General features: G+C 50.0%; 23 protein-coding genes. 7 read left to right on the top strand and 16 right to left on the bottom strand.

Annotated features, from left to right (window positions below):
- The first annotated feature begins 79 nt into the window (after positions 1-79).
- Positions 80-1357, top strand: coding sequence for an MFS transporter (locus QUE34_RS25415; RefSeq protein WP_001033614.1), 1278 nt, complete (start codon positions 80-82; stop codon positions 1355-1357).
- 269 nt (positions 1358-1626) lie between these two features.
- Entirely contained in the window at positions 1627-2421 is a 795-nt protein-coding gene (locus tag QUE34_RS25410; protein WP_105268501.1) for a DUF2686 family protein, read from the top strand.
- Between the two features lie 70 nt (positions 2422-2491).
- On the opposite strand, the gene rplI is transcribed toward QUE34_RS25410, so the two are convergent.
- The 4 genes from rplI to rpsF are packed head-to-tail and all read right to left on the bottom strand — an operon-like array spanning position 2492 to position 3931.
- Complete coding sequence (gene rplI, locus QUE34_RS25405; RefSeq protein WP_001196062.1) at positions 2492-2941, bottom strand: 50S ribosomal protein L9; 450 nt, start codon at positions 2939-2941, stop codon at positions 2492-2494.
- Between the two features lie 41 nt (positions 2942-2982).
- Positions 2983-3210, bottom strand: a complete 228-nt coding sequence (gene rpsR / locus QUE34_RS25400) for a 30S ribosomal protein S18 (protein ID WP_000135199.1) — start codon at positions 3208-3210, stop codon at positions 2983-2985.
- Between the two features lie 4 nt (positions 3211-3214).
- Positions 3215-3529: a primosomal replication protein N gene (gene priB / locus QUE34_RS25395; protein ID WP_001296681.1), complete on the bottom strand. Its 315-nt coding sequence runs from the start codon at positions 3527-3529 to the stop codon at positions 3215-3217.
- 6 nt (positions 3530-3535) lie between these two features.
- Entirely contained in the window at positions 3536-3931 is a 396-nt protein-coding gene (gene rpsF, locus QUE34_RS25390) for a 30S ribosomal protein S6 (protein WP_001216676.1), read from the bottom strand.
- Between the two features lie 327 nt (positions 3932-4258).
- On the opposite strand from rpsF, the gene yjfY reads away from it, so the two are divergent.
- Positions 4259-4534 carry a DUF1471 family protein YjfY gene (gene yjfY / locus QUE34_RS25385; RefSeq protein WP_000492917.1) on the top strand — a complete coding sequence of 92 codons (276 nt, stop codon included), beginning with the start codon at positions 4259-4261 and terminating at the stop codon, positions 4532-4534.
- A 73-nt stretch (positions 4535-4607) separates the two neighbouring features.
- On the opposite strand, the gene QUE34_RS25380 is transcribed toward yjfY, so the two are convergent.
- The 7 genes from QUE34_RS25380 to ulaA all read right to left on the bottom strand — a co-directional run bounded on the left by QUE34_RS25380 (position 4608) and on the right by ulaA (position 9662).
- Positions 4608-5159 (bottom strand): YagU family protein, encoded by a 552-nt coding sequence (locus tag QUE34_RS25380; protein ID WP_032304369.1) that lies wholly within the window; start codon positions 5157-5159, stop codon positions 4608-4610.
- Positions 5160-5255: 96 nt separating this feature from the next.
- Entirely contained in the window at positions 5256-5942 is a 687-nt protein-coding gene (ulaF, locus tag QUE34_RS25375) for an L-ribulose-5-phosphate 4-epimerase UlaF (protein WP_032304367.1), read from the bottom strand.
- Entirely contained in the window at positions 5942-6796 is an 855-nt protein-coding gene (gene ulaE / locus QUE34_RS25370; RefSeq protein WP_000949498.1) for an L-ribulose-5-phosphate 3-epimerase UlaE, read from the bottom strand. The genes ulaF and ulaE overlap by 1 nt, the downstream gene beginning before the upstream one ends.
- A gap of 9 nt (positions 6797-6805) precedes the next feature.
- A complete protein-coding gene (ulaD, locus tag QUE34_RS25365; RefSeq protein ID WP_032304366.1) occupies positions 6806-7456 on the bottom strand; it encodes a 3-keto-L-gulonate-6-phosphate decarboxylase UlaD in 651 nt (216 codons plus the stop codon).
- Positions 7457-7469: 13 nt separating this feature from the next.
- The gene (gene ulaC / locus QUE34_RS25360; protein ID WP_000776505.1) at positions 7470-7934 is read right to left on the bottom strand and encodes a PTS ascorbate transporter subunit IIA; all 465 of its coding nucleotides are present in this window, start codon (positions 7932-7934) and stop codon (positions 7470-7472) included.
- A 9-nt stretch (positions 7935-7943) separates the two neighbouring features.
- Positions 7944-8249, bottom strand: a complete 306-nt coding sequence (gene ulaB / locus QUE34_RS25355) for a PTS ascorbate transporter subunit IIB (RefSeq protein ID WP_000218362.1) — start codon at positions 8247-8249, stop codon at positions 7944-7946.
- Positions 8250-8264: 15 nt separating this feature from the next.
- Positions 8265-9662, bottom strand: a complete 1398-nt coding sequence (ulaA, locus tag QUE34_RS25350) for a PTS ascorbate transporter subunit IIC (protein ID WP_001355100.1) — start codon at positions 9660-9662, stop codon at positions 8265-8267.
- Positions 9663-10016: 354 nt separating this feature from the next.
- Between ulaA and ulaG the strand changes: the two genes are divergently transcribed.
- Both ulaG and ulaR read left to right on the top strand, forming a co-directional pair.
- Complete coding sequence (ulaG, locus tag QUE34_RS25345) at positions 10017-11081, top strand: L-ascorbate 6-phosphate lactonase (RefSeq protein ID WP_001353507.1); 1065 nt, start codon at positions 10017-10019, stop codon at positions 11079-11081.
- A 107-nt stretch (positions 11082-11188) separates the two neighbouring features.
- Positions 11189-11944: an HTH-type transcriptional regulator UlaR gene (gene ulaR, locus QUE34_RS25340; protein WP_000133631.1), complete on the top strand. Its 756-nt coding sequence runs from the start codon at positions 11189-11191 to the stop codon at positions 11942-11944.
- Here the strand turns inward: ulaR and yjfP are convergent.
- Positions 11941-12690 (bottom strand): esterase, encoded by a 750-nt coding sequence (gene yjfP, locus QUE34_RS25335; protein ID WP_032185754.1) that lies wholly within the window; start codon positions 12688-12690, stop codon positions 11941-11943. The genes ulaR and yjfP overlap by 4 nt on opposite strands.
- 181 nt (positions 12691-12871) lie before the next feature.
- Between yjfP and bsmA the strand changes: the two genes are divergently transcribed.
- Both bsmA and yjfN read left to right on the top strand, forming a co-directional pair.
- A complete protein-coding gene (gene bsmA / locus QUE34_RS25330) occupies positions 12872-13201 on the top strand; it encodes a biofilm peroxide resistance protein BsmA (RefSeq protein ID WP_000254636.1) in 330 nt (109 codons plus the stop codon).
- Between the two features lie 148 nt (positions 13202-13349).
- Positions 13350-13625: a DUF1471 family protease activator YjfN gene (gene yjfN / locus QUE34_RS25325; protein ID WP_024166233.1), complete on the top strand. Its 276-nt coding sequence runs from the start codon at positions 13350-13352 to the stop codon at positions 13623-13625.
- A 149-nt stretch (positions 13626-13774) separates the two neighbouring features.
- Here the strand turns inward: yjfN and QUE34_RS25320 are convergent, their stop codons facing one another.
- From QUE34_RS25320 to QUE34_RS25305, 4 genes are all read right to left on the bottom strand, one after another.
- Positions 13775-15400, bottom strand: a complete 1626-nt coding sequence (locus QUE34_RS25320; protein ID WP_105268500.1) for an isovaleryl-CoA dehydrogenase — start codon at positions 15398-15400, stop codon at positions 13775-13777.
- A gap of 83 nt (positions 15401-15483) precedes the next feature.
- Positions 15484-16647 (bottom strand): glutathionylspermidine synthase family protein, encoded by a 1164-nt coding sequence (locus QUE34_RS25315; RefSeq protein ID WP_032185750.1) that lies wholly within the window; start codon positions 16645-16647, stop codon positions 15484-15486.
- A 2-nt stretch (positions 16648-16649) separates the two neighbouring features.
- Positions 16650-17288: a DUF1190 domain-containing protein gene (locus QUE34_RS25310; protein ID WP_000101673.1), complete on the bottom strand. Its 639-nt coding sequence runs from the start codon at positions 17286-17288 to the stop codon at positions 16650-16652.
- Positions 17289-17297: 9 nt separating this feature from the next.
- Entirely contained in the window at positions 17298-17696 is a 399-nt protein-coding gene (locus QUE34_RS25305; protein ID WP_000547753.1) for a DUF350 domain-containing protein, read from the bottom strand.
- Positions 17697-17711: the final 15 nt, after the last annotated feature.

Below are 17711 nucleotides of genomic sequence, written 5' to 3'. Positions count from 1 at the left end.
CTCTGTACCTGATTTTTATTGCCTATTACATGGAAATACCAACAACCAGGGTTTATTAATATAATTAAAAGGTTTAAAAATGAATAAAATAAAGAATTATCGATGGCATATGATTGCCCTCGTATGCTTTATCACTGTAATCAATTATCTGGACAGAACGGCGTTAGGTATTGCGGCTCCAACGATTATGGAGACAACCGGAATAACCAAAGAACAATATTCATGGATTGTCAGTGCATTCCAGTTGGCCTATACATTGGGGCAACCGGTAATGGGCTTCTTTATTGATACCGTGGGTCTGAAGTTAAGTTTTGCGATATGTGCCGCAATCTGGGGCCTGGCGACAATGGGGCATGCCTTGACAGGAACATGGTCAGGTCTGGCATTTATGCGCGCCCTGATGGGTTTCAGCGAAGCATCGGCAATTCCTGCGGGTGTAAAAACCGCATCAACATGGTTCCCGGCAAAAGAGCGTGGCGTGGCGACAGGTGTTTTCAATATGGGCACCTCACTCGGCGCGATGCTTGCTCCACCGTTGATTGCCTGGTGCATTATGTTTCATAGCTGGCAATTTGCGTTTATTGTCTCAGGTAGCCTTGCTTTACTCGCGGCTTTATTTTGGTTCTTTTGTTATAAAGATCCAAAAGATGCTAAACGCCTTTCTGATGAAGAGCGCCACTATATTGAGTCTGGGCAAGAACAGCATCTTAAAACAGATAAGAAAGAAAAAACGTCAATCAAGCATATCCTCAGCCAACGTAATTTCTGGGGGATTGGCATCGCGCGTTTTCTCGCTGACCCGGCATGGGGAACCATTAACTTCTGGGTACCGATTTTCTTCGTCGAAACGCTGCATTTTAGCCTGAAAGAAATTGCCATGTTCGTCTGGCTGCCTTTCCTGCTGGGCGATCTCGGCTGTTTAGCCAGTGGTTTTGTCGCGAAGTTCTTCCACGATCGCGGCGTGAGTTTAATTAACTCACGAAGAATTACCTTCACTATTGCAGCCGTCATTATGATGACGATTGGTCTGGTGAGTATTGTCGAAAATCCCTACATCGCCGTATTACTGATTAGCATTGGCGCATTCTCGCATCAATGTCTTTCTACTGTTGCAGCAACTCTGGGCGGTGACCTATTCAAAAAAGACGAAGTAGCTACCGCTGTGGGTATGGCAGGAGCCTGTGCATGGAGCGGTCAGTTGATTTTCAACCTGTTTATCGGGGCATTCGTTCACATTATTGGCTTCGCGCCGTTCTTTATTGCCCTGGCTTTCTTTGACATTATTGGTGCTATTGCGTTGTGGACGCTTATCAAAGTTAAAGATGAAGAACCACAAGTACAGTTAGCTACCCACTAATTATTTTAAATAAAAACGCTATAATTGAGGTTATGGCGTTTTTAAAGAAGCTTGAGTTATCGAACCTAGCTTACCAACGCGTTGTCAGTCATCTCCCCCCTCCCTGGTGCATCGTTATATCCGTGATGAGCGATTTTTGATATTAATATCTTTCACCATCCGCTATTTTCACCACTTCAGAAAACAAACTTATTTTTATTAATATCAATTCTTTTTCTTTGAACATTCAACTGCGATATTTGTAAAAATATTAAACAGGCAACAATAAAATGACATTACCAACAACTATTTATTCATTCCCCGCATATTTACCTCGTTTTTCGTCCACCGACAAACCAGCAAAACTAAAATTTCATCAATACGCACGCGCTACATTACTGTCAAATCATGGAAGAGATCATAATTGCGATGGCAGACGTACTGTTGAGATCCACAAACTAGATCTCTCAGACTGGCAAGCATTCAATAAGCTAGCGACGAGGTGTAATACTTACGATGGAATAACAATGAATGGTGATAATTCTTTTGGATGGAACCATGAAGCTACATTAGATAATATTCACGCCCAGAAATACAATAAAGCTTACGCGGGTGCGCGGTTAACCGCAGAACTGAAATATTTATTGCAAGATGTCGAATCCTTCGAACCCAACAGTAAATACACAATACACGAAGTGGTTTTGGGACCTGGTTATGGTACTCCAGACTATACCGGCCAAACGATAGGATACGTTGTAACCCTTCCTGCCCAAATGCCTAATTGCTGGTCATCTGAACTACCAACAATCGATCTTTATATCGACCAACTTCGCACTGTTACAGGCGTTTCTAATGCCCTCGGATTCATCATTGCTGCATTGCTAAACGCGTATTCTGATTTACCCCATGATTTGAAAATTGGTCTACGTTCCTTATCAAATTCAGCCGCAATCTACTCGGGTTTAGGTTTCGAGCGAGTGCCGCAGGACCGAGACATAAGGAGTGATCGTATGCATCTAACGCCAGCAAACCATCCTGACTTATGGACACAAGAGAATGGTGAATGGATCTACTTGCGAAATTAATGCCTGACGAAAAATAGAAAGCAAAACGCCGACCAATGGTCGGCGTTTTTACGTCTCGTTGAATAACGAATTATTCAGCTACTACGTTTACGATCACTTTCGCGAATACTTCGCTGTGAACCTGGAAGCTCACTTCGTGTTCGCCAGTGGTACGCAGAACGCCGTTCGGCAGACGAACTTCGCTCTTAGCCACTTCAACGCCAGCTGCAGTTACAGCGTCAGCGATGTCGCGAGTACCGATGGAACCGAACAGTTTACCTTCGTCGCCAGCTTTAGACGCGATGGTAACAGTTTCCAGTGCATTGATTTTCTCAGCGCGAGCATTAGCAGCTGCCAGAACTTCAGCCAGTTTAGCTTCCAGTTCAGCGCGACGTGCTTCGAAGAATTCAATGTTTTTCTTGGTAGCTGGAACAGCTTTACCCTGCGGTACCAGGAAGTTACGAGCATAGCCCGCTTTAACGTTTACCTGATCACCCAGGCTACCCAGGTTTGCTACTTTATCAAGCAGAATAACTTGCATTACCTTATCCTCTCAAAGTCGTATTAATGGACCGTGACCGATTACTGATGGCGATCAGTGTACGGCAGCAGGGACAGGTAGCGAGCGCGTTTGATAGCGCGAGCCAGCTGACGCTGGTATTTTGCACGGGTACCGGTGATACGGCTTGGGACAATCTTACCGCTTTCGGTGATGTAGTTTTTCAGCGTAGCGATATCTTTATAGTCGATCTCTTGAACGCCTTCCGCGGTGAAACGGCAGAACTTGCGACGACGGAAATAACGTGCCATATGGCTAGTCTCCAGAATCTATCAATTCAATCTGCTCGGCATGCAAAACCATTTTGCTCAGACCGTTCTTTGCCTTGTGGCATGAAATGAACCCCTGAACGGTTATGCGACTGCCGACCGTTATACTGTGAGTAATGGCCTGGTTTTCGTGTCCGCTAACAATAACGGGCATTTGACACCACGCCTGCCGGTGAAAGCCGGCTTCCTCCTGCACAGAACGATGCTCAAGCACGAACTGGCAGTGAGGAATTCCTGATGGACTGACCTTTCGAAGGGGAGTCCTGCACACGGTGCCGGACAACACCAGACGGTTGGTCATCAGAAATTACTCTTCAGAATCCCCAGCTTCAGCATCATCAGCGGTTTCGTTTGCGAAATCATCGCGACGCTCACGGCGCTCGTCTTTCGCTTTAACCATCGGAGATGCTTCGGTAACAGCGTGCTTGGTACGCATAACCATGCTGCGGATAACGGCATCGTTGAAGCGGAAGGTAGTTTCCAGCTCATCGATCACTTCCTGCGGAGCTTCAACGTTCATCAGAACGTAGTGTGCTTTGTGCAGTTTGTTGATCGGGTAAGCCAGCTGACGGCGGCCCCAGTCTTCCAGACGGTGGATCTTGCCTTCTGCACCAGTGATGGCAGCAGTGTAGCGCTCGATCATGCCCGGAACCTGTTCGCTCTGGTCAGGATGGACCATAAAAACGATTTCGTAATGACGCATCGAATTGCTCCTTACGGATTATTCAGCCTCCTGTCTGGGTCAGCCGAATCCCGGGGAGGCAAGGAACGTGTTAAAGGTCGGCTGAAAAATGACGCGTTATAGTACTGACATACCCCGCTAAACTCAAGGCCAGCCGACAAATAAATCTCATCTTTCACCAAATCGTACTAACACGCTGATTTGAAGTTCATCACACTTCATCATGGTGTTTTTTTGAACAACTGCATCAGAAATGGTCACCATCCACTTCTTTATCATTGATTAAAATTAAATCAGAAGATCACCACAAGAGGAGAGCACACAAAGTCAGCCGTCGAGGAGGTATCTATGTTCAGCCGTGTTTTAGCCCTTCTGGCTGTGCTTTTGCTAAGTGCAAATACATGGGCAGCCATTGAAATTAATAACCACCAGGCCAGAAATATGGACGATGTGCAAAGCTTAGGCGTGATTTATATCAATCATAATTTCGCCACTGAAAGCGAAGCGCGTCAGGCATTAAATGAAGAGACAAATGCGCAGGGCGCAACGTACTACCACGTGATTCTGATGCGGGAACCGGGGAGTAACGGCAATATGCACGCCAGCGCGGATATTTATCGCTAGCACCAGGTATAACCAACGAAACATTGCCATAGTTTGCTTTGCCCCCTTCTCAGGGGGCTTTTTTATGCGCCATTCAACGAATAACGACTTCCGGATCCGGCTCATGAGTAATGCGATTACGTAAGTCGCGGCGCATAATTTCTATTATCCAGAACCAGAAAATGTGCCCAAGGATTTCAGATGCATATTCGTCAAAAGGCAATTGAGTGAGCGGCGGCGTTAAATTCAGCGCCGGGCAAAATATACCGTGGACTGCCACTGTCACAATAAGCCCTGCTAATATCCCCTGCCATAATTTCACTTTCGGGAAAATTTCCGCGACCACACAATACCCTATCGCAAAAACCAGTGAGAAGATGATATGCGTCACCATCACCGGGTTGATAATATGTTCCGAGAATGTATACACAGTTTGGGTTGGGTCGATCCCTAAATAATCCCGTAGAAAGATATACGGCGGATTAAACTCATCGCGACCACCGGAAAATGTGCGCGGTGGCAAGGGAACTTCCGCTCCCCATTTAACAAATGCTGAAATAATTCCTGAAAGTACACCCACAAGTAACGCAACGCCATAACGGCGACGCTGCGGATCCGTTCTGACAAACAATCCGTTGATAGCCATAAAAACACCTGTTGTTTATACGATTTTTTAACTGAAACGGCCCCGGAATCAGACCAATTACATCCCGCAGGAGGTAATAATTCCGGGGCGCACTGCTTACTTCTGCCCGTAATAGGCGTTAGGACCGTGCTTACGCATGAAGTGTTTATTCATGAGATAGCTGTCGATGTGATTCAGTTGTGGGTTAATGCCGCGGGCAATCCACGCCATTTTCGCCACTTCTTCCATCACCACCGCGTTATGCACCGCATCGTGAGCATCTTTCCCCCAGGCGAATGGCCCGTGCTGATACACCACAATTCCCGGCGTATGCAGCGGCTCGGCGTCACCCAGCGTTTCGATAATCACTTTGCCAGTGTTTAGCTCGTATTCCCCCTGCACTTCTTCTTCGCTTAACCCGCGCGTACAGGGGATATCGCCAAAGAAGTAGTCAGCATGCGTGGTGCCTAATGCCGGGATCGCCAGCCCCGCTTGCGCCCATGCGGTGGCATGCGTGGAATGGGTATGGACAATGCCGCCAAGCGACGGATAACGACGGTAGAGTTCAAGATGCGTCGCAGTGTCGGAAGACGGACGATACTCCCCTTCCACCACCTTGCCGCTCATATCAACCACCACCATATCGTTCGCTTTCATGCTTTCGTAGGCGACGCCGCTGGGCTTGATCACCACCAGCCCGCGTTCGCGGTCAATGGCGCTGACGTTGCCCCAGGTAAAGGTCACCAGCCCGTAATGCGGCAGATCCATATTGGCTTCAAACACCTGCTGTTTTAGCTTTTGCATTATGCCGCCTCCACCATGCCGGCTTTAGCCATGCGCGCTTTCACCCAATCACGCGCTTTCGCCACTTCTGCCGCCGGGTCTTCCGCCGTTTCGCTCCACATCTCAATCAGGTACGGCCCGCAATAGCCACTCTGTTTGAGCGTTTCAAAGCAACGTTCGAAATCCACTACGCCTTCGCCAAACGGCACGTTTTTGAAGACGCCTGGTTTGGTGTCTTTCACATGCACCGCGACGATATGCCCGATCCCGGCCTGCAACTCCATCTGCACGTCGTTATCCCACGCCGATAAGTTGCCGATATCCGGGTAGAGCTGGAACCACGGGTTGTTGAGATAGTGCGCGTAACCCAGCGCCTTGCTGATGGAGTTCATCAACGGGTAATCCATGATCTCCATTGCCAGCGTCACCTGCGCGCGGCTCGCCATCTCAACGCTCTCTTTCAGGCCGTCACGGAAACGACGACGCGTTTCGTTATTGGCTTCCTGATAGTAAACGTCGTAGCCCGCCAGTTGGATCACGCGAATACCGACATCCTGGGCGAACTGGATAGCTTTGCGCATAATCTCCAGCCCCTGCGCCCGCACTGCGTCATCTTCGCTGCCCAGCGGGAAACGACGATGAGCAGAAAGGCACATGGATGGTACGCGCACGCCGGTTTCAACAATCGCGTTCACCAGCGCCAGACGCTGCTCGCGGCTCCAGTCAAGGCGCGAGAGGCGATCGTCCGTTTCATCTACCGACATCTCGACAAAATCGAAGCCTAACGTTTTTGCCAGTTGCAGCCGTTCCAGCCAGCACTCCCCGGCGGGGAGCGCTTTTTCGTAGATGCCAAGCGGGATTTGTTTGGACAACATATCCGCTCCTTAGCCCCACAGTTCGGCGATGGAACGTTTGAACTGACGCGCGGCTTCAACCGGAGAGGCGGCATCACGGATACTACGCCCAGCGATAAACACATGAATCGGAATGCCTTTGAACAGCGGCAGGTCTTCCAGCGCCAGGCCACCGGTGACGGTGACTTTGAAGCCCATATCGGAAAGACGTTTGATCGCGGTGATATCCGCTTCGCCCCACGCCACGCCTGCGGCCTGCGCGTCACGGCTGCGGTGATAAACAACCTGTTGAATGCCTGCGTCGCGCCACTGCTGCGCCTGTTCCCAGGTCCAGTAACCGGTCAGTTCGATCTGCACGTCGCCATTAAACTCTTTTGCCACGTCCAGCGCGCCTTTGGCTGTGTTGATATCTGCACAGCAAATTACGGTCACCCAGTCAGCGTTGGCTTCAAAGCACATACGAGAAAGGATTTTTCCGGCATCGGCGATTTTGGCGTCTGCCAGCACGATTTTGTGCGAATAAAGCGCTTTCAGATCGCGAACCGCACGCACGCCTTCGCCCACGCACAGAATGGTGCCCACTTCGATAATGTCGACTTCTTCGGCAATCAGGCGAGTAGTTTCGTAGGCGCTAGCCATAGTCTGGTTGTCCAGCGCGACTTGCAACATCGGTAATGACATTTTCAATTCCTTCTTAAGCAGCCGCGTTGGTGCGGTCAATGAGATCCAGGACTTCCTGCTCGGTACGGCAGGCGCGTAAACGGTCGAAATTCTCTTCATCTTCAAACAGGTTGACGATCTGCATGATGCCCACTTCCTGATGCGTGTTGGCATCGACTGCCGCCATCGTGATGAGGATATCCACCGGGTCGTTATCTTCGTGGTTGAACTCCAGCGGCTTTTTCAGCGTCACCAGTGCAAAACCGGTTTTCTTGACGCCCTCTTCCGGGCGACCATGCGGCATTGCCAGGCCCGGTGCGAGCACAAAGTACGGGCCGTGTTGTTCAACCGCATCCAGAATCGCCTGGTAGTAACGCGGCTCGACAACATCCGCCGCCACCAGCAGGTCAACGCCGATTTTCACTGCGTCCTGCCATGTCTCAGCTTCAGCCTGCAGACGGATAGATTTATTCTCCGCCAGCGAATCACGTAATTTCATAGCGCGCCCTTACTTCACGTCCTGCGGGAAATGTTCTTTGATCACTTCCAGCAGTTTCGGGCCAAAGTCAGCAGGAGAGAGCATGTTGCGCACGCCAACGACATATTTGTTGCCGGTCACGGTGATCTCGCCCGCGATGTGCGTAGAAGCGATGATGATATCCGCGCCGCTCAACTCGCTTTTGTATTCACCAACCGCGCAGCTGTTTACCGTGTGGTCGATGTTCGACTGGGTTAAAAACTGGTCCACTTTCATCTTCATGATCATGGAACTGCCTTGTCCGTTACCACACACAGCCAGAATACGTACGGTCATAATCAAAACTCCTTATTAAGCAGACTGTTCTGCCAGTTGTTTTTCTGCATCTTCTTCTGCGCGCAGCGCGCGGCCAGCGAAGAACATATAAGCCAGTGCAATGACAATGATGACGGCCATAAAGGCGATGCCGATGGAGAAGAAGCCCTGCATCATCGGTGGTGCCAGAATCGACCAGTCCGCCATGCCCATCCAGGCGCTCATACCGGTGAGTTTCACCGCCCAGACGCAACCAAAGATTTCAATCATCCCCATCACCAGACAAATCTTCAGCGCCGCGCGCCAGCCACCGAAGTGGTTAGCAAACACGCCAATAGTGGCGTTAGAGAAGAACATCGGGATAAAGCCAGGGATAATCAGAATGGAAGAGCCGCAGGCGACCAGGATGCCAACTGCAATCAGTTGACCGATGGTGCCCCACATAAAGCCCCAGACCACAGCGTTCGGCGCGAAGCTATAGATGGCCGCACAGTCAATCGCCAGAACCGCACCGGGGATCAGGCGCTGGGAGATACCGTTAAACGCTTCAGAGAGTTCCGCCACAAACATGCGCACGCCCTGAGTGATGATGAAGATCGCCACCGCAAAGGAGAAACCGGTTTGCAGGATGTACACCGTCCAGTGCACTTTGCCCGCCATCGCCTGCACGGTGTCGATACCGAAGGAGAGCAGAATGGCACCAAAGAAGATGGTCATGACAATCGCCGTGGAGACGATGTTGTCGTGGAAAATGTTCAGCCAGCCTGGCAGTTTGAGGTCTTCAACGCTTTCCTCTTTTTTGCCGAGGAACGGCGCAACTTTATAAGCAATCCATGATGCAAACTGCTGCTGGTGACCGATGGAGAAACCACAGCCGTCGGTGACTTCCTGAGTCGGCTTATACATCATGTTGGAGGTAATACCCCAGTAGAGCGAAACCAGAATCGCGGTGCAGATAATGGTGGTCCACATGGAGTAACCGAAGATAAACAGCGTAACGGCAATCAACCCGGCCTGCTGGAACATGATGTGACCCGTCAGCATGATGGTGCGAATACCGGTAATGCGACGTAGCAGCACGTAACAGATGTTCAGCGCCAGTGCCAGCAACACCGCGTAGCCCACCCAGCTATAGGCATCGCCCATACGTTCGATGGTAGCCATCATGGAAGCGTAAGTATCGGAAATCGCACCATTAATGCCATAAACCTCCGACATTTTCGCCACCACCGGTTTGAAGGTGCTGGTCAGGATGCCGGACCCGGCCTGCAACAACATGAAACCAATAATGGTTTTAATCGTACCTTTGATAATCACGCTGACACTTTTGCGCAGCAGGATGTAGCCCAGACAGGTCACAATACCCAGCAGTAACGGGGCATTAGTCATGACCTGGTTAAAAAACACGGTAAAGATGTTGTAGAGGATCTCCATAACGATCTCCTGAAGAAGAGGTAACCGGGTATTCCGCACACCCGGAATGTTGTGCACTCACTCTAATTTTCAAAAGTAATCACAACAAGATTATTTATGATTAAATGTGACGCGACACGCAAATAATTCCACATAGAAAGCGTGGAATTCACACAATGCAAAATTTATTAATTAAAATTCATGTAGTTAATTAAATATCGCAATCCTTTTCATCTTTAATGCCTTAAAATCAACAACTACTCATCAGGCAAAAAGTCAAAAAATGGTCATTGCCTTCCTGAAAAAATAGTGTCAGGATTAATCAAAACCAATCAAATATTGATTCAAATTGAACTATCATGAAGGTAAATGGCGATGAGTAAAGTGAAAAGTATCACCCGTGAATCCTGGATCCTGAGCACTTTCCCGGAGTGGGGTAGCTGGTTGAATGAAGAAATTGAACAAGAACAGGTAGCTCCTGGCACATTCGCGATGTGGTGGCTAGGCTGCACCGGGATCTGGCTGAAATCTGAAGGAGGCACCAACGTTTGCGTCGATTTCTGGTGTGGTACTGGCAAACAAAGTCACGGTAACCCACTAATGAAACAGGGTCACCAGATGCAGCGCATGGCTGGCGTGAAAAAACTGCAACCGAACCTGCGTACCACCCCATTTGTTCTTGATCCGTTTGCGATTCGCCAGATCGACGCGGTACTGGCAACTCACGATCACAACGATCATATCGACGTCAACGTCGCTGCTGCCGTGATGCAGAACTGCGCTGATGACGTGCCATTTATCGGGCCGAAAACCTGCGTGGATTTGTGGATTGGCTGGGGTGTGCCGAAAGAACGTTGCATCGTGGTCAAACCGGGCGATGTCGTTAAAGTGAAAGACATTGAAATTCATGCCCTTGACGCGTTTGACCGTACTGCACTGATCACTTTGCCTGCCGATCAAAAAGCGGCTGGCGTACTGCCAGACGGCATGGACGATCGCGCGGTAAACTACCTGTTCAAAACGCCGGGCGGTACCCTGTATCACAGTGGCGATTCCCACTACTCTAACTACTATGCGAAGCACGGTAACGAGCATCAGATCGACGTGGCATTAGGTTCATACGGTGAAAACCCTCGTGGTATCACCGACAAAATGACCAGTGCTGATATCTTGCGTATGGCAGAAGCGCTGAATACAAAAGTGGTTATCCCGTTCCACCATGATATCTGGTCAAACTTCCAGGCCGATCCGCAAGAGATCCGCGTACTGTGGGAGATGAAAAAAGATCGCCTGAAGTATGGCTTCAAGCCGTTTATCTGGCAGGTCGGTGGCAAATTTACCTGGCCGCTGGATAAAGACAACTTCGAGTACCACTATCCACGTGGTTTTGACGATTGCTTCACCATTGAACCGGATCTGCCGTTCAAGTCGTTCCTGTAATCTGTCGTTTATACCGGATGGCGTGGAGAAGTTCGCGCTATCCGGCGTAGTATTTCCTGGCTATTTCAAATATCATCTAAAAAAATCAAATTTTATCGGAATAGCTCATGACTGAAGCACAAAGACATCAAATTCTCCTGGAAATGCTCGCACAATTGGGCTTTGTGACCGTTGAGAAAGTCGTTGAGCGTCTGGGAATTTCGCCTGCTACCGCTCGACGCGATATCAATAAACTTGACGAAAGCGGCAAACTGAAAAAAGTGCGCAATGGCGCAGAAGCCATCACCCAGCAGCGCCCACGCTGGACGCCGATGAATCTGCATCAGGCGCAGAACCATGATGAAAAAGTACGTATCGCTAAAGCAGCCTCGCAGCTGGTGAATCCCGGCGAAAGCGTCGTCATCAACTGCGGTTCCACCGCGTTTCTGCTTGGGCGGGAAATGTGTGGCAAGCCAGTGCAAATCATTACTAATTATCTACCGCTGGCGAATTACCTGATCGATCAGGAGCATGACAGCGTGATTATCATGGGCGGCCAATACAACAAAAGCCAGTCCATCACCTTAAGTCCACAGGGCAGCGAAAACAGTCTCTATGCCGGGCACTGGATGTTTACCAGTGGCAAAGGACTGACCGCAGAAGGGTTGTATAAAACCGATATGCTGACGGCAATGGCAGAGCAGAAGATGTTGAGCGTGGTAGGGAAACTGGTGGTACTGGTTGATAGCAGTAAGATCGGCGAACGTGCGGGGATGCTCTTTAGTCGTGCAGATCAAATCGATATGCTGATCACCGGCAAAAATGCTAACCCGGAAATCCTGCAACAACTGGAAGCGCAAGGGGTCAGCATTCTGCGTGTTTAAAGATGCTGCTGGAAAAATGTCACGGCAGCATCTAATGCCTCAGGCGTAATGCGGTGACGCACGCCTGGCTGCCATGAACAGGTTAGCAGTTTATCCCGTCCCGTCTCGCTTAAGGCCTGCTGCAAACGTAGTGATTCGTCGGCAGGCACGACGTCATCGTCAAGGCCATGCCACAGCAGTAGAGGTCTGTCACCAAGTTGTTCCAGGTGGTTTGTCGCTTCCCACTCTGCCAGCGGCGCGACAATGTTATTGAATTCATTCTGCTGTGCTGCCGTTTCAGGTATCAGCGGTGGAAACAGTGAACGGGCGAGCGATGTAAAATAGCCCGATCCCATCATGCTGGCGGTACATTTCACCGTGGGGTGGCGAGCGGTAATTCCCAGTGCCGTCATCGCGCCCATCGACGCGCCACCGACTGCCAGACGGTCAGCAAGCAGCCAGTTTTCTTCGGCTATTGCCGCACGTAAGGTAGTGAATTCCTGCATACTTTGTAGCAAAATTTGCCAAAATTGATTTAACCGCCGCGCTGCGTCGCCCCTAAAACGGCTACCGTGATCGGGCGCATCCGGCATGATCACCCGCAAACCAGCCTGCGCCAGCGCAACGGCAAAATAGCTATACACCAGACTGGACGAAGTAAAGCCGTGATAAAAAATCACGCACGGTAACGGGGTATCTTTTTGCCCGACAGGATAAGCATGAAGAACGGGAATATCTGCCAGCACGCGCGAGTCTATTTCAATCATCTGTCTCTCCTTTTTGTCTGGTATGACATGAAGAAATCCTTAGCACAAGTTTCTGCTGGCGGTATTAGTTCATAATGTTGAGATGTGGGTTACGCTTTCATCACGTTTTCATTCGAAAATCGCGTACCAGGTAACAATTCGGGAACATTCCCCCAAAGTTAAATTAATAAGGCACTACACTATGGTTAGCAGGAAACGTAATAGCGTTATTTACCGGTTTGCCAGTTTATTATTGGTGTTGATGTTAAGTGCCTGTAGCGCACTGCAAGGTACGCCACAGCCAGCACCGCCAGTAACGGACCATCCGCAAGAGATTCGCCGCGACCAGACGCAAGGGTTACAGCGAATAGGTAGCGTAAGCACGATGGTTCGGGGTTCTCCGGATGACGCATTAGCAGAAATCAGAGCGAAAGCTGTCGCTGCAAAAGCTGATTATTACGTTGTCGTCATGGTGGACGAAACCATTGTGACAGGACAGTGGTATTCACAAGCTATTTTATACCGTAAATAAATCAGACAACTTATACAGCCAGCTTTACATTGCTTTGCGTCCCTATGCGTTTACCTGTGCACAATAAATTACCAGCTGGAAGCTCGGGCGTTTATTACCGCGATGGAATGCCCTGCAACATGTGGGGAAACGAAAAATGGAGCTGACGATGAAACAATTACTTGCCTCACCCTCGCTGCAATTAGTGACTTATCCTGCGAGCACCACGGCACAGTCTGCAGAATTCGCCAGTGCTGACTGCGTGACGGGCCTGAATGAAATAGGTCAGATCTCGGTTAGCAATATTTCAGGGGATCCGCAGGACGTGGAACGTATCGTGGCGTTAAAGGCCGATGAACAAGGTGCATCATGGTACCGCATTATTACCATGTACGAAGACCAGCAGCCTGATAACTGGCGCGTACAGGCGATCCTGTATGCGTGAGTGTCATCTACAGCAAATGAACAATGCCGGATGCGGCACCTGTGCCTTATCCGGCCAACAGTTCCTGAAATTTCATTGTGTTAGTTGATAACACGTAATGCTGCTGTTGCCATTATAAGACGCGCTAGCATCACATCTGGCTGACTCGTTTATAAACATACTCCCCCCGTCGCCCGCAGCAATAAATCATTCTGGATCTGCTCTGACAACCGCACGCCGCCGCGCGTATCAAACATCATCTGACACCACGCCTGCGCCATTGGCGGAGAGGCATATTTCAACATTTGCGCGCCGCAACCCAGCAGGAATAGCTGACGAGTAATCTCTCGCCCCATTTCTTCAGCTGGCTTACGCAGTTGCTGCTGCAAACGACGAACCGCGCGATCAAAATAGCGATCCTGCCCTTTCACTTCCATAAACGCTTCCGACAGTAAGTCGTATACACCCGCCTGCTTATTAAGAACGCGCAATACATCCAGGCACATAATATTGCCAGAACCTTCCCAGATGCTGTTCACCGGCATTTCCCTGTAAAGCCGCGGCAGCTCGCTCTCCTCGCAATAACCAATACCGCCCAGCACCTCCATCGCTTCGGCCACAAACGGCATACCACGTTTGCAGATAACAAATTTCGCCGCAGGCGTAAATAAACGCGCCCACAAGGCTTCTTTGGCATCGGCACGCCGATCCCACGCTCGCGCAAGACGAAACAGCAACGCCGTTTGCCCTTCAAGCTGGAGAGCCATGCGGCTTAAGACATGACGCATCAGAGGCTGTTGGATCAATGGATTACCAAAAACATGGCGTTGATGTGCATGATAAATCGCCAGTGAGAATGCACGGCGCATCATGGCATGGCTGCCCAGAGCACAATCAAAACGTGTCATCCCGCCCATTTTCAGGATCAGGTGAATTCCTTCCCCTTCCTGCCCCAATAACCAGCCTATGGCATCCTGAAACTCCACCTCGCCGCTGGCGTTGGAGCGATTGCCCAGCTTATCTTTCAGCCGCTCCAGGCGAATCGCGTTGCGTTGCCCGTCAGGCAAAAAGCGCGGCACAAAAAAGCAGGACAAACCGCCAGTGGTCTGCGCCAGTACCAGATGCGCATCGCTTTGCGGCACCGAGAAAAACCATTTATGCCCCACCAGCCGATAAGAGCCATCGTCCAGACGCTCTGCGCGGGTAGTGTTGCTCATCACATCGGAACCGCCCTGCTTTTCCGTCATGCCCATGCCAATCAACAAACCGCGTTTTTGCCCACCTGGCAATAAGTGGGAATCGTAGCGATCGCTCAACAGCGGCGTGGTCCAGTCCTGAAACAGTGCGGGTAACATCTGTAATAACAATGGCGTGGCGGCAAAGGTCATCGTTATCGGGCATAACGACCCAGCCTCAACCTGTGCGTGCAACATAAAACGCGCCGCTCGCGCCACAAATGCGCCGGAGCGAGCGTCTTCTTCCCAGGCCAGATTGTGTACCCGATTGGTACATAACGCCTGCATCAGCAGGTGCCAGGCGGGGTGAAAACGCACATCGTCCAGACGGCGTCCTTGCGCATCGTAGCGCAATAATTCGGGCGGATTCACATTCGCCAGTCGCCCCAGTTCAAGGGATTCAGCCGTTCCTAACTGCTGACCAATACTGGCGAGAAAATCGCTATCCCAGCCAGCACCTTCACGCGTTACCGCTTCGCAGAGCGCGCCATCAGACAGGTATAAGTTGCTGTTATTTAATGGTATAGGTTGATTAAAAACGGTGTGAGTTTGCCAGTGCACTGTGTCTCCCTCCATCAATGGCAGTTACCATTAGTATGGTCACTGCCACGGATTCCTGACAGAAAGAGATTGCTAAAACATTCTTAGCCAGCAATATAATGCGGAACGAAACGTGAGGTGTCTTTGGTGATCAGCGTGTTATCTTCACGGATCCCCATTCCGCACGCTTCATCATCAACAATCCAGCTACCAATGAGTGTGTAGCTATCGCCAAATCGTGGCAGAGGTTGAAATGCCTGGTAGATCATCGGTTCATCGGCATAATCACCCTCAGCGTGGTCAACGACGTTATTCTGACCATCGAAAATGGTGACGTTACCGCCCTCGCGTGAGTAGATCGGTTTACGCACATAGCTTTCGCCAGCGGCAATCTGCGGTTTTTCGCCATCAAACCAGGATGCAAGTAGGTTAGGATGACCAGGAAAGAAGCGCCAAAGCAGCGGCATTAACCCTTTGTTGCTCAAGATACTTTTCCATAACGGCTCCACCCATTGCTCGCGGCGCTTGCGCAGCAGCGGACCGTTATCGTCACGCATCATCCATTCCAGCGGATACAGCTTAAATGCACGCTGGATGACATTATCATCAAGATCGGTCAGTACACCGCCGACGCCTAAACCGAGATCTTCAATGTAGATAAACCGTGACTCCTGCCCAGCCTGCTGAGCGCAGTCCTGCAAGTACAGCACAGTACTCCTGTCTTCGTCGGTATCCTGACAACAGCAGAAATAAAACGGTTCCCGACTGTAAAGCTCGCTAAAACGCGAAATCAGGCGTTCCTGAATGGCATTGTACTGATCGGCATCACGCGGAATACTGCCGCTACGCCGCGCATCTTCCAGCCACAGCCACTGGAAATAAGCCGACTCATACAATGAGGTCGGCGTATCGGCGTTGTACTCCAGCAGCTTCACCGGCGCATTACCACACCAGGCAAAATCCATCCGACCATACAGCGAAGGATCGCGTGCGCGCCAGCTTTCAGCGATCACATCCCAGTACAGCGGGGGGATCGCCAGTTGCGTCAGGATCTCTTCGTCTTGAACCGCACGATCCACCACCTCAAGGCACATCTGATGCAGTTCCGCAGTTGGTTTTTCGATCTGCTCTTCTATCTGCCGCAGAGTAAAGCGGTAAGCCCGACTCTCATCCCAATAAATTTCATTATCGATGATATGAAAGTCGAAACCGTTGTCGGCGGCGATCTGGTCCAGATCCCGTCGTACAGGAACGTTGTGTCTCAGCATGATTAGCCTCCCCAGTGCCCACGGGCGCTGGAAGAACGACCATAGCCGCCGCGAGAAACAGTTGACGCTTTTCTGGTGGTAAAGCCGCCCGAGGAGTAAGACTCTTTTTTGCCAGAACCGGAGCGCCAGGAGTAATCACCGGAAGTATTGCGCCAGACGGGGCGGGAAGCAAATGAGGATCCACCGCTGTTATAAACGAACGGCTCATCGCGATCTTTACGAATAACCCGGCTTAATAAAAATCCAGAAATGACCGGGATCCAACTCTGTTCAACATTGTCGTAGTAGCAATTTTCGTACTTAGACTGACAATTCTGCTGAGTCATATTCTTCGGAACATCGGCATAAAATGCCGCTTTGGCATTGTTCCAGCCATGAGCACAGATATCTGAATTATTACCGTCATCAATACAATCCTGCACTGTCGAGTAAAACGTTCCGTCACCGTCGTTATCGACATCACCACTATCGCCACAACCTTTCAATACAAAAAAAGCTGCACCGCCCATTAGCGCCAACGTTAAGTATTTTTGTGCGTAGCGATTGCGTCGCGGCTCAAAAGGATTATTAGGTCTTCCAATGCGACTGATCGCTCCGTGACCAATTTTACTGTTATTTCTTGATTTGCGTTTTCTGGCCATGATCGTCCATTACCATGTCATACAAGCTGCGTTAAAAATACCGCCAGCCAGCGCGGCGGTTCCCATAAACATTCCTGCTGCGGTATTGTGATTAATAATTTTTTCGCTTAATGCTGGCATATAAAGTCTGACGCCAGCAAAAACGAGTAACTGAATCACCAGTGCGATCCCGCCCCAGGCAAAATAATCCGGAATACTCACCGCATTGATTGCCGCACTAGATAATGGGATCACGTAACCCAACAATGTACCACTGAACGCCAGTGCCGCCGCGGTATTATTGTTTTTAATTAACTGCCATTCGTTGTGCGGTGTAATTTTGGAGTAGATAAACAGAAAAATAATCACCATAGCCACGCCAATAAAAAAATAGGCGCTAAAGGCAAGAAGTGAATCCAGTATATGCATCGTAAACGTCCTTGT

Origin of the sequence: Escherichia sp. KS167_9B (assembly GCF_030295215.1) — a bacterium.
In the GTDB taxonomy this organism is placed as follows: Bacteria; Pseudomonadota; Gammaproteobacteria; order Enterobacterales; family Enterobacteriaceae; genus Escherichia; species Escherichia coli_F.
This window is presented reverse-complemented; position numbering and strand designations above follow the sequence as displayed.

Excerpts from the sequence above, each read along its gene's own strand:
- QUE34_RS25415 (WP_001033614.1), top strand. The coding sequence starts at position 80 with ATGAATAAAATAAAGAATTATCGATGGCATATGATTGCCCTCGTATGC.
- QUE34_RS25410 (WP_105268501.1), top strand. The coding sequence starts at position 1,627 with ATGACATTACCAACAACTATTTATTCATTCCCCGCATATTTACCTCGT.
- rplI (WP_001196062.1), bottom strand. The coding sequence starts at position 2,941 with ATGCAAGTTATTCTGCTTGATAAAGTAGCAAACCTGGGTAGCCTGGGT.
- rpsR (WP_000135199.1), bottom strand. The coding sequence starts at position 3,210 with ATGGCACGTTATTTCCGTCGTCGCAAGTTCTGCCGTTTCACCGCGGAA.
- priB (WP_001296681.1), bottom strand. The coding sequence starts at position 3,529 with ATGACCAACCGTCTGGTGTTGTCCGGCACCGTGTGCAGGACTCCCCTT.
- rpsF (WP_001216676.1), bottom strand. The coding sequence starts at position 3,931 with ATGCGTCATTACGAAATCGTTTTTATGGTCCATCCTGACCAGAGCGAA.
- yjfY (WP_000492917.1), top strand. The coding sequence starts at position 4,259 with ATGTTCAGCCGTGTTTTAGCCCTTCTGGCTGTGCTTTTGCTAAGTGCA.
- QUE34_RS25380 (WP_032304369.1), bottom strand. The coding sequence starts at position 5,159 with ATGGCTATCAACGGATTGTTTGTCAGAACGGATCCGCAGCGTCGCCGT.
- ulaF (WP_032304367.1), bottom strand. The coding sequence starts at position 5,942 with ATGCAAAAGCTAAAACAGCAGGTGTTTGAAGCCAATATGGATCTGCCG.
- ulaE (WP_000949498.1), bottom strand. The coding sequence starts at position 6,796 with ATGTTGTCCAAACAAATCCCGCTTGGCATCTACGAAAAAGCGCTCCCC.
- ulaD (WP_032304366.1), bottom strand. The coding sequence starts at position 7,456 with ATGTCATTACCGATGTTGCAAGTCGCGCTGGACAACCAGACTATGGCT.
- ulaC (WP_000776505.1), bottom strand. The coding sequence starts at position 7,934 with ATGAAATTACGTGATTCGCTGGCGGAGAATAAATCTATCCGTCTGCAG.
- ulaB (WP_000218362.1), bottom strand. The coding sequence starts at position 8,249 with ATGACCGTACGTATTCTGGCTGTGTGTGGTAACGGACAAGGCAGTTCC.
- ulaA (WP_001355100.1), bottom strand. The coding sequence starts at position 9,662 with ATGGAGATCCTCTACAACATCTTTACCGTGTTTTTTAACCAGGTCATG.
- ulaG (WP_001353507.1), top strand. The coding sequence starts at position 10,017 with ATGAGTAAAGTGAAAAGTATCACCCGTGAATCCTGGATCCTGAGCACT.
- ulaR (WP_000133631.1), top strand. The coding sequence starts at position 11,189 with ATGACTGAAGCACAAAGACATCAAATTCTCCTGGAAATGCTCGCACAA.
- yjfP (WP_032185754.1), bottom strand. The coding sequence starts at position 12,690 with ATGATTGAAATAGACTCGCGCGTGCTGGCAGATATTCCCGTTCTTCAT.
- bsmA (WP_000254636.1), top strand. The coding sequence starts at position 12,872 with ATGGTTAGCAGGAAACGTAATAGCGTTATTTACCGGTTTGCCAGTTTA.
- yjfN (WP_024166233.1), top strand. The coding sequence starts at position 13,350 with ATGAAACAATTACTTGCCTCACCCTCGCTGCAATTAGTGACTTATCCT.
- QUE34_RS25315 (WP_032185750.1), bottom strand. The coding sequence starts at position 16,647 with ATGCTGAGACACAACGTTCCTGTACGACGGGATCTGGACCAGATCGCC.
- QUE34_RS25310 (WP_000101673.1), bottom strand. The coding sequence starts at position 17,288 with ATGGCCAGAAAACGCAAATCAAGAAATAACAGTAAAATTGGTCACGGA.
- QUE34_RS25305 (WP_000547753.1), bottom strand. The coding sequence starts at position 17,696 with ATGCATATACTGGATTCACTTCTTGCCTTTAGCGCCTATTTTTTTATT.